Below are 12502 nucleotides of genomic sequence, written 5' to 3' on the forward strand. Positions count from 1 at the left end.
CACACACACCAAGACTCGAGAGTAACACTCATGAAAAAACCAACTGTCGTCGTCGCCCTGGGTGGCAATGCCCTGCTCCGTCGTGGCGAGCCCCTCGAAGCTGACATCCAGCGCAAGAACATAGCGACCGCCGCCAAGACCATCGCCCGGATCGCCGAGGATTACAACGTGGTGCTGGTGCACGGCAACGGCCCGCAAGTCGGCCTGCTGGCCCTGCAGAACAGCGCCTACACCAAGGTCTCCCCCTATCCCCTGGATGTGCTGGGCGCCGAGTCCCAGGGCATGATCGGCTACATGCTGATCCAGGAGCTCAAGAACCTGATGCCGAGCCGCAACGTCACCGCGCTGCTGACCCAGGTGCAGGTCGATCCCAAGGATCCGGCGTTTGCCAATCCGACCAAGTTCATCGGCCCCGTCTATGAGGAAGCCGAAGCCCGCGCTCTGGCTGCCGAGAAGCAGTGGAGCGTCAAGGCAGACGGTAAGTTCTTCCGCCGTGTGGTGCCGTCCCCGCTGCCCCAGCGCATCGTCGAAGGCGACGCCATCGAAACCCTGATCGCCCAGGGCCACCTCATCATCTGTACCGGTGGTGGCGGCATTCCGGTGACCTGGGATGGCCACTGCCTGACCGGCATCGAAGCCGTCATCGACAAGGACATGTCTGCCGCCTACCTGGCCAAGCAGATCAAGGCCGATGCCCTGCTGATCCTGACCGATGCCGATGCCGTCTACCTGGATTGGGGCAAGCCGACCCAGCACCCGCTGCGGGTCACCAGCCCGGCCGAGCTGGCTGGGGTCAAGTTCGACGCAGGCTCCATGGGGCCCAAGGTCGAAGCGTCCTGCGAATTCGTCAAGGCAACCGGCGGCATGGTCGGCATAGGTTCCCTGGAAGATGGCCTCGCCATCCTCAAGGGGGAAGCCGGCACCAATATAGTCGCCACCCATACCGTGAATGCTTGAGTCGTTGAATCACTGCGTAGTTAACAACACTGCCCGAATTGGTCTGACACAAATATAGAGAGAACTCATCATGGCTTTTAATCTGCGTAACCGTAACTTCCTGAAACTGCTGGACTTCACCCCGCGCGAAATCCAATACATGATCGATCTGGCCATCGACCTGAAAAAAGCCAAATACGGTGGCTACGAGCGCAAGCACCTCACCGGCAAGAACATTGCCCTGATCTTCGAGAAGACCTCCACCCGCACCCGCTGCGCCTTTGAAGTGGCGGCCTTCGACCAGGGCGCCCAGGTCTCCTACCTAGGCCCAAGCGGTTCCCAGATTGGTCACAAGGAGTCCATGAAGGACACCGCCCGTGTGCTGGGTCGCATGTATGACGGCATCGAATACCGTGGCTTCGGTCAGGAGATCGTCGAAGAGCTGGGCGCCCATGCCGGCGTGCCGGTCTGGAACGGTCTGACCAACGAATTCCACCCGACCCAGATCCTGGCCGACTTCATGACCATGCTGGAGCACGGCAAGGGCAAGCGCCTGGATCAGATCAAGTTCGCCTACCTGGGCGACGCCCGCAACAACATGGGCAACTCCCTGATGGTCGGTGCCGCCAAGATGGGCATGGACATCCGCCTGGTTGCCCCCAAGGCCTTCTGGCCGGAAGAGGAGCTGGTTGCCAAGTGCCGCCAGATCGCCGAAGAGACAGGTGCGCGCATTCACCTGACCGAAGACGTGAAGGAGGGCGTGCTGGGTGCCGACTTCCTCTATACCGACGTCTGGGTCTCCATGGGTGAAGCGAAGGAAGCCTGGGACCAACGGGTCAAGCTGATGACCCCCTATCAGGTCAACATGGACGTCATCAACGCCACCAAGAACCCGGATGTGAAGTTCATGCACTGCCTGCCGGCGTTCCACAACGACGAGACCACCATGGGCAAGGAAGTGGCCGATAAATATGGCATGAAGGGTCTGGAAGTGACCGAGGACGTGTTCGAATCCGAGCACAGCATAGTCTTCGACGAGGCCGAAAACCGGATGCACACCATCAAGGCAGTGATGGTTGCTACGCTGGGCGACTGAAGTCGCAGTAGTGGTGCCGGGGGGTGACCCCCGGCTTTTCGACCATGTGACGGCGGCATAATACCTCTAACCCTACGACCCGCAGATACATGGATACCACACCCACAGAAGGAAGCTGGACCATGACCAAATTCAAGTTCCCGTCAGCCTACACCATATTGTTTGTGCTGATCGCCCTGGTGGCCGCCCTGAGCTGGATAGTGCCGGCCGGCAAATACGACATGGTAATGAATGAAGCCCTCGGCAAGGAAGTGCCGGTGGCAGGCACCTACAAGCTGGTGGATGCCAATCCCCAGGGAATCGTCGACGTGCTGCTGGCACCCATCGACGGCCTCTACAACCACGACACCTATGAGGCAGGCGCCATCGACGTCTCCCTCTTCATCCTGATCATCGGCGGCTTCCTTGGCATAGTGACCAAGACAGGTGCCATCGATGCCGGTATCGAGCGCGTCACCGACCGTCTGCGTGGCCGCGAGGAGTGGATGATCCCCATCCTGATGGCGTTGTTCGCCGCAGGGGGCACCATCTACGGCATGGCGGAAGAGTCGCTGCCCTTCTACACCCTGCTGGTGCCGGTGATGATGGCCGCCCGCTTCGACCCTGTGGTCGCCGCCGCGACCGTGCTGCTCGGCGCCGGTATAGGGACGCTCGGCTCCACCATCAACCCGTTCGCCACCGTGATTGCCGCCAACGCGGCCGGCATCTCCTTCACCGATGGCATCTGGCTGCGGGTCGCCATGCTGGTGGCCGGCTGGCTGCTGTGCGTGGCCTACGTGATGCGTTACGCCAAGATGGTGCGCAACGACCCCAGCAAGTCCCTGGTGGCCGACAAGTGGGAGGAGAACCGTGCCCACTTCCTCGGCAACAAGAGCGATCAGATGCTGGAGTTCACTCTGACTCGCAAGATAGTACTGGGTATCTTCGTCGCCGCCTTCGCCGTGATGATCTACGGGGTGGCCGTGCTCGGCTGGTGGATGGCGCAGATCTCCGGCGTCTTCCTGGCCGCCGCCATCATAGTCGGCCTCATCTCCCGCATGAGCGAGGAGGAGCTGACCTCCAACTTCATCGACGGTGCCCGTGACCTGCTCGGCGTGGCCCTCATCATAGGTATCGCCCGCGGTATCGTAGTGGTGATGGACAACGGCATGATCACCCACACCATCTTGAACAGTGCGGAAGGCATAGTGACCGGCCTCTCCACAGTGGTGTTCATCAACGTGATGTTCGTGCTGGAGGTGGTGCTCTCCTTCCTGGTGCCGTCCTCCTCCGGTCTGGCGGTGCTGACCATGCCGATCATGGCGCCCCTTGCCGACTTCGCCAACGTGGGTCGCGAGTTGGTGGTGACCGCTTACCAGTCCGCCTCCGGTCTGGTGAACCTGGTGACCCCGACCTCCGCCGTGGTCATGGGAGGCCTGGCCATCGCCAAGGTGCCCTATGTGCGCTGGCTGAAGTGGGTGGCGCCCCTGCTCGGTATCCTGACCGTGCTGATCGTAGTCTGCCTGAGCCTGGGAGCCGTGCTCTCCTGAGGGATGACAAGCAAGATGCAACGGGAGCCTGCGGGCTCCCGTTTTTTTATGGTCAGGATGACAGGCAACAAAAAGGCGACCCAGGGGTCGCCTTGCTGCATGAGGGCTTGGCTTAGCGCGCCTGCTCCAGGGTGCGCACCACGGCGGCATGGGCCTGGCGGGTGCGGCTGATGTGGCGCGGGGCTATCAGCACCACATCGTTGCCGGCCACGGCCCCCAGGATCTCGGGATCGGCGTGGCGATCCAGCAAACGGGCCACCACGGTCGCGGCCCCCGGGGTGGTGTGCACCAGCACCATCTGCTGGTTGTGCACCACGGCGCGCACCATGTCGTGCACGGAGCGGGTGCTGCCTGCGGGTTCCAATTGCTCGTCAACTAGCGTGTAGACCTTCTTGCCGTTGGCATTCTGGGCCTTGGCGACGCCGAGGCGGCGCAGCAGGCGGGAGATGGTGGACTGGCTGATGTCGGCGAAGCCGCGCTCCGCCAGCTCGCGGCGGATCTCTTCCTGGGTGCTGTAGCAGTGCTGGCCGATGATCTGGCGGCAGGCATCGAGCTGGGCCAGGTCGGACTCCTGTTCCGGGGGACGACTGAGGGTCTTGACCATGGCGACTTCCTTTGACGATGACAGATGGCTATGGCGCTCAGTCTGTCACGCCTGTTTTTCATAGCGAAAAACACTGATGACGAGCATTTCGGTAGGTGATGAGCGATGTCTAGCCGTTGCGAGATGGCAAATTATAACCAAAGAGGGAATAAGTGATGTGACAGGGGTCAAAAATGGGCCCGGTAGGGCCCACATGGATATCAATTTCAGGCGGAAAATCAGTAGCGTTCGCTGACGATGTCCTGGGTGAAGGATTTCTCGCAGTATTTGCACTTCATGCGCACCGCGCCCTTCACTTCGCGCACCCGGAAGTAGCTGTCCACCGGCTCGTTGTGGGAGATGCAGTTGGAGTTGGGGCAGTGGAACACCCCGGCGATGAACTCCGGCAGCTTCAGCTGGTGCTTCTTCACCACGGCGAAGTCTTCGATGATGTTGACGGTCGCGGTCGGGGCAAACAGCGCCAGCTGGTTGGCCTGCTGCTCGGTCAGCCGGGTGTTTTCTATCTTGATGAGATCCTTCTTTCCCAGGGCGCCGGATTTCAGGTTGAAGCCGACGGTGATCCGCTCCTGGGTCTCGATCAGCTGGAACAGCTTGAGGATCTTGATGCCCTGGCCGGCGGGGACGTGGTCGATGACGGAGCCGTGACGGATGGCTTCGACTTGCAGTTGGTTCTTCTCGGACATGATGTTCCCCTTTTCCCTTAGACGGTTTCGTTCAGTACCAGTGCCAGCAGCGCCTGGCGTGCATAGACCCCGTTTTCCGCCTGCTGGAAGTAGTAGGCGTGGGGGGTCTTGTCGACGGCGACCTCGATCTCGTCGACCCGGGGCAGGGGATGCAGGATCTTCATGGTGGGCTTGGCCCCTTCCAGGGTCGCCAGCTCCAGCACGAACTTGGCGGCCATGTGCTTGTACTCTGTCTCGTCGAAGCGCTCTTTCTGGACCCGGGTCATGTAGAGGATGTCGAGCTCCGGCATCACCTCTTCCATGGTCTCGTGGACGCTGAACTGAATGCCCTTCTCCTCCAGCTCTTCACAGAGGTAGTCCGGCATCGCCAGGGCTTCCGGGGAGATGAAGAAGAAGCGGCAGTTGAACAGGCTCAGGGCCTGGGCCAGGGAGTGGACGGTGCGGCCGTATTTCAGGTCACCGACGAAGGCCACGTTGAGGCCGTCCAGCTTGCCTTGGGTCTCGTGGATGGAGAAGAGATCGAGCAGGGTCTGGGTCGGATGCTGGTTGGAGCCGTCACCGCCGTTGATGACAGGCACCCGGGAGAACTCGGAGGCCAGACGGGCGGCGCCCTCCTTGGGGTGGCGCATCACCACGGCATCGGCATAGGAGCCGATGATCTTGATGGAGTCGGCCAGGGTCTCGCCCTTCTTGGCGCTGGTGTTGCCGCCGTCGGCGAAGCCGATGATGTTGCCGCCGAGGCGCTGTACCGCGGTCTCGAAGGAGAGACGGGTGCGGGTGGAGGCCTCGAAGAAGCAGCTGGCGACCAGCTTGTCTTTCAGCAGGCGGGTGTCGGGTTCGGCCTTCAACCGCTGTGCGGTGGCGACCACCAGTTCCATGTCGGACCGGGTCAGGTCCGAGATGGAGATGACGTGTTTGTTATAGAGTGGATTGGTCATCGTCTGCATTCCCTTTGACATCAATGAAGGTTTTTCTGGCACAAAAAAAAGCCCCTGAAACAGGGGCTCTTTTTAAAAACAACTGGGGATCTGTGGGTCGGAAACCGGAAACAACGGGGCCGCTCTGGTGCGCTCCACCCGTTTGCAAGGCTGCTTTTTTCATCAAAAACGGCATCGTCCTGTCCCGACCTTTTTCAAAACCGGACAGATTATATGGCTGGTTTTTGAATTGTCAAAAATTTATTTCAGAGGCAGGATTTGTCGGTAAAAACGTTTGAGTGTCGCGAACGGGTCGACAAATCCAGACCTGGTGCTCGGGCTGCAGCGGCAGGCCGTCTTCGGCCATGCTGCGCAGATAACCGAGCCTGTGGTGCCCCTCCAGCAGGCAATATGGCTGCGGCAGGGGTTGGCCATCTGGGTAGCAGGCACCGGGCTCGGGGGCGAGCACTATGATGGGCTCGGACCAGGTGCCCCGGCTCAGCATGTCCTCGCCGAGCCAGGAGCGGCGCACATAGCGGTTGCTGCGCAGCATCTCCCCCCAGCGCTCGATCACCTCCATGTGGCGGGAGCCTATCTGGCTCACGACCTGGGCCGTGTCCCAGGCTTCGCACTCGAAGTGGTGGCGGGCGAGGTCGATAAAGCTCCAGTTGGACTCAAAACCGCGCCAATGGCGGTAAATCCATTGGGTCAGCACATTTTGGGGAATGAAGGGCACCAGGGGAGAGACCCGCTCGAGATAGTCTGGCAGGGACTCGGTTTTGCGCTCATCCCGGAAGTTGAGGGGCGCAAGTTGTTGAAGCAGGCGGTAATTGAGCATGAACGACCTCCCTGTAGCTGGTTTCACCCTACCCCCATTTATGCCCCATTCCTACCCCGGCGGGACTGCAAATACAGCAAGTTACCCCGGCTGGTTGCGGGAATTGCCGCGATTTGCTCGTGAATTGTTCGATCGCATCGAAAGTGAGAAAAAAAGCCTTTACCTTTGATCCCGGCTTTGTATAATTCGCCTCGTTTGTTGCAGGGGCGTAGTTCCAATTGGTAGAACAGCGGTCTCCAAAACCGATGGTTGCGGGTTCGAGTCCTGCCGCCCCTGCCATTTTCAGAAAGGCCAGCTCATTGAGCTGGCCTTTCGCATTTCTGCCTTTCCCGTTTTCTGCGGCGACCCCGCTCCACTTCTCCTCCTGACACCTTGGCTTCCCCTGCCTTTCAAGGGCTTGGCCCAGTTGCTCTTCGCTAGTCGCTATTGCCGCCTTCTGCCCTGTCGTTTCTGGCAGTCGTGCCGTCCGCGTCCCTGTGCTACACCACATGAGCTGCGCCGCGCGCTGCCTGAGGGGCACGTGGCGGTTCGTCAGCATGGATGCTCAAGCCGTGGATTCTGGGCGTGAAGACAATGCGAGGAGATGAGTCATGAACAAGGCCGTTGAAACCCGACTGAACAAGTCCCGCCCCGGTGGCTGGGTGCCACAGGATCAGGCCCACATCACACGCTGGATCAAGCGGCTCCAGCTGTATGTGGCGCAGCAACCGCGGCCGCTGGTGGCCCCCATCGCCCAGCTGCAGGATCTGGTCAGGTCGGATCCCCTGCTGCACGCCCAGGCCGATGCCATGTTCAAGGAGGCCTGGCGTCATGAGCACCTGACGCCACTCGGGCAGATCGAGCTGAAGAGCTTCGACGACTTCCTGATCCTGCTCAACGGCATCATGACCACGGCGCCCGAGGCCTATCAGGATATCCCGAGCCAGTCCCCCTCCGGGCTCATCGGCTTCCCCATCAACGCCCTGCTCGACTGGCCCATGGCGACCCGCTCCGGCTATCTGTTCTTTGCCAACACCTTGATCAACCAGCAATTCAAGAAGATCCTCGGCTACTGGGCGCAGTTTCTGCAAAGCCCGGCCTCCCGCTATGTGCTGACCGAGCCGGTCAGCCGGCTGGATCGGGAGACTCTGATAGTACCCTGGCTCGGCCAGCTGGCTCAGGCCGAGATGGTGCAGGTGGCCCGCTCCGCCCTGGGGGAGGGCGCCAACCCCACGCCCGCCAGCTTCGAGCAAATCTTCCAGTGCAATCCTGCGGACCCCCACTATGGCTTCGGCTGCTGGGATGACTTCTTCACCCGCACCTTCCGTCCCGGCGTGCGGCCGGTGTCGGCGCCGGAGGACGACAGCGTCATCGTCAGCGCCTGCGAGTCGGCCCCGCTGCAGGTGAAGAGCGGGGTGAGCCGCAGCGATCGCTTCTGGCTAAAGGGTCAGCCCTATTCCCTCGACAACATGCTCGACTTCGATGACACGGCGCCGCTGTTCGACGGCGGCACCGTCTATCAGGCCTTCCTCAGCGCCCTGAGCTATCACCGCTGGCACAGCCCGGTGAGCGGCACCATCCGCAAGGTGCGCGTGGTCAATGGCACCTACTACCTGGAGAACCAGTATGAGGGCTTCCTCGACGCCGACGGCGCCGATCCCAGCGCTCCCAACAACTCCCAGCCCTTCCTCACCTCGGTGGCGACCCGGGCGCTGATCTTCATCGAGGCCGACAACCCCAGGATAGGCCTGATGTGCGTGGTGCCGGTGGGGATGGCAGAGGTGTCGAGCTGCGACATCACGGTGAAGGAGGGGGACAGGGTGAAGAAGGGAGATCAGCTTGGCATGTTCCACTTCGGCGGCTCCACCCACTGCCTGGTGTTTCGCCCCGGGGTCGAGCTGGCGTTCGACTTCCATGGCCAGACCCCGAGCCTGGAGGCCACCAACCTGAGGGTCAACACCGCCATTGCCAGGGTGAAGTAGAGAGCGCGCCAGGCATAGCGAAGAGGCCGCCCAAGGGCTGCCTCTTCGCTTCACCGCGCGCTCTGTTGTTGGGCCAGCAGGTCAAGATAGGCGCCTTCGATCAACTGGGATGGCGCCACCCCGAGACGCGCCATGATCTCATGGGCCTCCTGTATCCCCGCTTCGAGCGGTTCCTCATCTTCCAGCACTACCTCCAGCTCGAGAAAGTGGCCTAGCCCCTCGACCCGATCGAGATGGATCCGGGTTCTGCCGACCAGAAACAGGGTGCGTGTCTTCTGCACCCGACCTATCTGGCCACAGGCCAGGCTGAGGGTCTCTCGCAGGCTGTCCGGCTCGCTCGTTGGAGTGACCTGATAGAAGCTCTCCTTGGGCCCCTGCCGATCGGCTCGGCGGTAGAAGATGAGCTCACCGCTACTGTGGGAGAGGGTGCGCAGCTTGAGTCGGCCTGACTCGCAGCGAAAGAAAGTATCATCCTGCGCAATCTCGATGGGGCCCCGATCGGCGATGGCGGCCGCCTTGGGGAGGAGGGCGTCGATCCGTGTGATCTGGGCTTTGATCTCGATATTTCGGGGCATGGTATGAGGGGCTCCTTGGGAACTACAGTGCCCAACCTATCACAGATAGCACATGCCGGCGGCCAGGCATGCCACCAGTTTCGTGAACCGCAGCACAGTCTGTCGCCGACAAAGGAGAAATCGAACAGATTCACTAAAGTAAGACCCTGGTGGCGCCGATAGTCTCTACCAAGATGGGGGTGTTCCTGGCCTCCTGTCACCACAAGGATTTGTAGTCATGACACTCTCGTTGCGCGGCAAGCTGCTCGCGACCAGCCTGGGGGTAGTGCTGCTGATGGCTGCCCTGCTCGGTATCGTCGCCTTCCATACCCTCAAAACACGGACCCTTGACGCCATCCAGAGCGAGGCGGTCAACTATGGTCACGCCCACTCGGTGGCCATCGGCAACTGGATGGCGGATCGCAAGCACGCGGTGGATGCCCTGGCCGCCGTCATTGCCGACAATCCCCAGGCGACCCTGGTGCCGCACCTGCTGCAGACCCGCACCTCCGGCGGCTTCGGCCTCACCTATTTCGGTTCGGCGCAGGGGGCCATGACCCGCCACGATCCCTCCCTCAACACCGCCAACTATGACCCCAGGGTGCGCCCCTGGTATCAGAGCGCCAGCAAGGCGGGCAAGCTGATCGTCACGCCTCCCTACGTCAGCGTGACCATGCAGCAGATGGTGGTGACCCTGGCGGAGCCGGTGAGTCATCAGGGTCAGGTGATCGGGGTGGCGGGGGCGGATCTCTCCCTGGATGCCCTGATCGACGAGGTGCTGGCCATGAAGGTGCAGGGGGAGGGCTACGCCATGCTGCTGGACAGCTCCGGCCTCATCGTCGGCCACCCGCAGAAGGAGCTGGCCCTGAAACAGGTGGCCGAGCTGGCCCCCGGTCTCACCGGGGCGACCCTGGAGGGCTGGAGCCGGGACGGCGAGCTGCACGTCGCCACCATAGCGGGGCGTGAGGTGCTGCTGTCGGTGCAGGGGGTGCCAGGCACCGACTGGCTGCTCGCCATGGTGATGTACAAGGATGTGCTGGAGGCGCCCTTTGCCAGCCTGCTGTGGCAGCTGGTGGGGCTGACCCTGGTGCTGCTGCTGGTGTTCAGCGCCCTGCTCATCGCCATGTTCAACTACCTCTTTGCCGATCTCGGCCGGGTGTCAAAGGCGCTGGCCGACATCGCCCACGGCGAGGGGGATCTCACCGTGCAGATCGCGGCCCACAGCAAGGATGAGGTGGGGCTGCTGGCCCAGAACTTCAACCTGTTCGTGGCCCGGCTGCACGGCATCGTCAGCCGGTTGCGGGACGTCACCATCGAACTGGCTGCCCAGTCGCGGACCCAGGCGGCGGGGGCAGAGGCGCGCAGCCAGCGGGTGCGCGAGCAGCAGGACGAGATCGTCATGGTGGCCACCGCGGTGACCGAGATGGCCTCCGCCACCCAGGAGATCGCCGGCAATGCCGAGTTCGCCGCCACCACCTCCGGCGATGCGGTCAGACTGGCCGTGGCCGGCCAGTCCCAGGTCGGCCAGAGCCAGCGCAGCATCAGCGGCCTGGCGGGGGAGGTGGCCGACGCCAGCCAGACCATTCACGAGCTGGATGGCCATGCCCAGAAGATCAGCGGCATCCTGGCTACCATCAGCGGCATTGCCGAGCAGACCAACCTGCTGGCGCTCAACGCCGCCATCGAGGCGGCCCGGGCCGGTGAGCAGGGCCGTGGCTTCGCCGTGGTGGCGGACGAGGTGCGGGTGTTGTCGCGCCGTACCCACGACTCCACCGCCGAGATCCAGCAGATGATCGAGGCCCTGCAACAGACCACCCGCCGCGCCGTGGGGGGCATGGAGACCAGCCGTCAGCTGGCGGGCACCAGCGTGGAGGATGCGGAGGCCGCCAACCAGAGCCTGGCGCGGATCAACGAGGCCATAGGTGCCATCAGCGACATGGCGACCCAGATAGCGGCGGCCGCCGAGGAGCAGACCTCGGTGACCGGCGAGATCAGCCGCAACACCGAGAACATCCGCCACGTCTCCCAGACGCTGGCGGCGCAGGCGAAGGAGGAGGCCGCCCAGGCCGCCGAGCTCAAGTCCCTGACCGAGCGGCTGGAGCAGGAGATAGGCCGCTTCCGACTCTGATCCTTCCGCCATTCAGCCAAGAGAAAGGGCAGCCCGCGGGCTGCCCTTTTGTGTTGCCGGCTCAGGGGATCTGGCTGACCCAGATAAGCTGGTCGGTGGCAAAGCCGAGCCCCCTGGCCCGCTCGACCAGGGCCTCTACCTTCTCCTTGGGCGGATGGGGCGTGCGGGAGAGGATCCAGAGGTACTGGAGGTTGTAGCTGCTCACCAGGGAGAGGTCATAGTCCGTCGCCAGCACGTTGTAGCTGCCGTAGAAGGGGCCGAAGAAGCTCACCTTGAGGCGCCCCTCATCGCTGTTGCCCACGAAGTAGGCGCTCCCCTCGGCCTCGCGCCACTCCCCCTCTTCATCCTGCCCCCGGTTGATCACCCTGACACCGCCGTCATCCCGCAGGCTGTAGTTGGCGGTGACCCGGCTCAGGCCGCGCTCGAAGCCGTGATCGAGGCGGGCCACCTCGTACCAGGTGCCGAGATAGCGGTCGAGCTGGAAGGGCTTGACCACCTGGTGCCCCGGTGGAATGCCGGTGCAGGCGGTGGCCAGCAGGGTCAGGGCGAGCAGGATCAGTGTGCGCATGTCATCCCTCCACGATACGCAGTTGTCCCAAGCGGAAGCGTGCCGCGTGTTCGCTCGGGGTGTTGCCGAAGAAGCGTTTGTATTCGCGGCTGAACTGGGAGCCGCTCTCGTAGCCTACCTTGTCCGCCGCCACCCCGGCCTTGAGGCCGTCGTGCAGCATCATCAGCCGCGCCCGGTGCAGGCGCAGGGTCTTGATGTACTGCAGGGGCGAGGTGGCGGTGGCTGCCTTGAAGTGGTGGTGGAAGGCCGAGACGCTCATGTTCGCCTCCCGGGCCAGCTCCTCCACCGTCAGGTTCTCGGTAAAGCGCTGCTCCATGATACGCAGCACCCGGGCGATCTGGCTCACCTGGCTGTGACGGCTGGCCATGGCCAGCAGGGCAGGGGCTCCCCCCTCGTGCAGGGCGTGGAACAGGATCTCGCGCACTATCTGGGGCCCCAGCACCCGGGCGTGCAGCGGCTTGTCCATCACGTCGATGAGGCGCTCCACCGCGCAGAGCATGGTCTCGGAGAGGGGCACCGAGACCACGCCCCGGGGCGCCCGCCCGCCCCCACGGGGGGGGGCCGGGCCCGCCACGCACCAGCCCCGCCGCCCGCGCCCCCCCGCCACGGCGCCGTCCATCACGGCCGGGGGGGCCAGGGCGCGGCGCAACAGGGCGCGCCGCTCCCGGCCGTCCAGCTCTCCCGCTTC

Annotated in this window: 12 protein-coding genes and 1 tRNA gene; 6 read left to right on the forward strand and 7 right to left on the reverse strand. The window is 63.0% G+C overall.

All coding sequences use genetic code 11. The annotated features are described in order from the left end of the window. Nucleotides 1-30 precede the first annotated feature (30 nt). From arcC to AAHB08_RS10650, 3 genes are all read left to right on the forward strand, one after another. Nucleotides 31-957 (forward strand): carbamate kinase, encoded by a 927-nt coding sequence (arcC, locus tag AAHB08_RS10640; protein ID WP_043128648.1) that lies wholly within the window; start codon nt 31-33, stop codon nt 955-957. A gap of 70 nt (nt 958-1027) precedes the next feature. Beyond that, entirely contained in the window at nt 1028-2032 is a 1005-nt protein-coding gene (gene argF / locus AAHB08_RS10645; RefSeq protein ID WP_202047623.1) for an ornithine carbamoyltransferase, read from the forward strand. Between the two features lie 122 nt (nt 2033-2154). After that, the gene (locus AAHB08_RS10650; protein WP_139437958.1) at nt 2155-3561 is read left to right on the forward strand and encodes a YfcC family protein; all 1407 of its coding nucleotides are present in this window, start codon (nt 2155-2157) and stop codon (nt 3559-3561) included. A gap of 112 nt (nt 3562-3673) precedes the next feature. On the opposite strand, the gene AAHB08_RS10655 is transcribed toward AAHB08_RS10650, so the two are convergent. From AAHB08_RS10655 to AAHB08_RS10670, 4 genes are all read right to left on the reverse strand, one after another. After that, on the reverse strand, nt 3674-4165 hold the full coding sequence (locus AAHB08_RS10655) for an arginine repressor (RefSeq protein ID WP_025328663.1): 492 nt from the start codon (nt 4163-4165) through the stop codon (nt 3674-3676). Nucleotides 4166-4383: 218 nt separating this feature from the next. Next, the gene (gene pyrI / locus AAHB08_RS10660; RefSeq protein ID WP_005324452.1) at nt 4384-4848 is read right to left on the reverse strand and encodes an aspartate carbamoyltransferase regulatory subunit; all 465 of its coding nucleotides are present in this window, start codon (nt 4846-4848) and stop codon (nt 4384-4386) included. 17 nt (nt 4849-4865) lie between these two features. After that, on the reverse strand, nt 4866-5786 hold the full coding sequence (gene pyrB, locus AAHB08_RS10665) for an aspartate carbamoyltransferase (RefSeq protein ID WP_005324450.1): 921 nt from the start codon (nt 5784-5786) through the stop codon (nt 4866-4868). 232 nt (nt 5787-6018) lie between these two features. Next, nucleotides 6019-6603 (reverse strand): hypothetical protein, encoded by a 585-nt coding sequence (locus AAHB08_RS10670; protein WP_342058905.1) that lies wholly within the window; start codon nt 6601-6603, stop codon nt 6019-6021. Between the two features lie 202 nt (nt 6604-6805). On the opposite strand from AAHB08_RS10670, the gene AAHB08_RS10675 reads away from it, so the two are divergent. After that, nucleotides 6806-6882, forward strand: a tRNA-Trp gene (locus AAHB08_RS10675). Nucleotides 6883-7193: 311 nt separating this feature from the next. Continuing rightward, nucleotides 7194-8564, forward strand: coding sequence for a phosphatidylserine decarboxylase family protein (locus AAHB08_RS10680; RefSeq protein WP_342058906.1), 1371 nt, complete (start codon nt 7194-7196; stop codon nt 8562-8564). Between the two features lie 50 nt (nt 8565-8614). On the opposite strand, the gene AAHB08_RS10685 is transcribed toward AAHB08_RS10680, so the two are convergent. Next, nucleotides 8615-9139: a class IV adenylate cyclase gene (locus tag AAHB08_RS10685; RefSeq protein WP_265435036.1), complete on the reverse strand. Its 525-nt coding sequence runs from the start codon at nt 9137-9139 to the stop codon at nt 8615-8617. Nucleotides 9140-9356: 217 nt separating this feature from the next. Here AAHB08_RS10685 and AAHB08_RS10690 point away from each other — a divergent pair, with 217 nt between their 5' ends. Beyond that, nucleotides 9357-11246 (forward strand): methyl-accepting chemotaxis protein, encoded by a 1890-nt coding sequence (locus AAHB08_RS10690; protein WP_265435035.1) that lies wholly within the window; start codon nt 9357-9359, stop codon nt 11244-11246. Nucleotides 11247-11307: 61 nt separating this feature from the next. Here AAHB08_RS10690 and AAHB08_RS10695 read toward each other — a convergent pair whose 3' ends face one another. Both AAHB08_RS10695 and AAHB08_RS10700 read right to left on the reverse strand, forming a co-directional pair. Further along, nucleotides 11308-11814: a lipocalin family protein gene (locus AAHB08_RS10695; RefSeq protein ID WP_342058907.1), complete on the reverse strand. Its 507-nt coding sequence runs from the start codon at nt 11812-11814 to the stop codon at nt 11308-11310. A 1-nt stretch (nt 11815) separates the two neighbouring features. After that, a partial coding sequence (locus AAHB08_RS10700; RefSeq protein WP_342058908.1) for a helix-turn-helix transcriptional regulator occupies nt 11816-12502 on the reverse strand: 687 nt, incomplete at its 5' end.

Origin of the sequence: Aeromonas sp. OTU364 (assembly GCF_038440395.1) — a bacterium.
Classification (GTDB): Bacteria; Pseudomonadota; Gammaproteobacteria; order Enterobacterales; family Aeromonadaceae; genus Aeromonas.

Coding starts and splice junctions, on each gene's coding strand:
- arcC (WP_043128648.1), top strand. CDS start 31: ATGAAAAAACCAACTGTCGTCGTCGCCCTGGGTGGCAATGCCCTGCTC.
- argF (WP_202047623.1), top strand. CDS start 1,028: ATGGCTTTTAATCTGCGTAACCGTAACTTCCTGAAACTGCTGGACTTC.
- AAHB08_RS10650 (WP_139437958.1), top strand. CDS start 2,155: ATGACCAAATTCAAGTTCCCGTCAGCCTACACCATATTGTTTGTGCTG.
- AAHB08_RS10655 (WP_025328663.1), bottom strand. CDS start 4,165: ATGGTCAAGACCCTCAGTCGTCCCCCGGAACAGGAGTCCGACCTGGCC.
- pyrI (WP_005324452.1), bottom strand. CDS start 4,848: ATGTCCGAGAAGAACCAACTGCAAGTCGAAGCCATCCGTCACGGCTCC.
- pyrB (WP_005324450.1), bottom strand. CDS start 5,786: ATGACCAATCCACTCTATAACAAACACGTCATCTCCATCTCGGACCTG.
- AAHB08_RS10670 (WP_342058905.1), bottom strand. CDS start 6,603: ATGCTCAATTACCGCCTGCTTCAACAACTTGCGCCCCTCAACTTCCGG.
- AAHB08_RS10680 (WP_342058906.1), top strand. CDS start 7,194: ATGAACAAGGCCGTTGAAACCCGACTGAACAAGTCCCGCCCCGGTGGC.
- AAHB08_RS10685 (WP_265435036.1), bottom strand. CDS start 9,139: ATGCCCCGAAATATCGAGATCAAAGCCCAGATCACACGGATCGACGCC.
- AAHB08_RS10690 (WP_265435035.1), top strand. CDS start 9,357: ATGACACTCTCGTTGCGCGGCAAGCTGCTCGCGACCAGCCTGGGGGTA.
- AAHB08_RS10695 (WP_342058907.1), bottom strand. CDS start 11,814: ATGCGCACACTGATCCTGCTCGCCCTGACCCTGCTGGCCACCGCCTGC.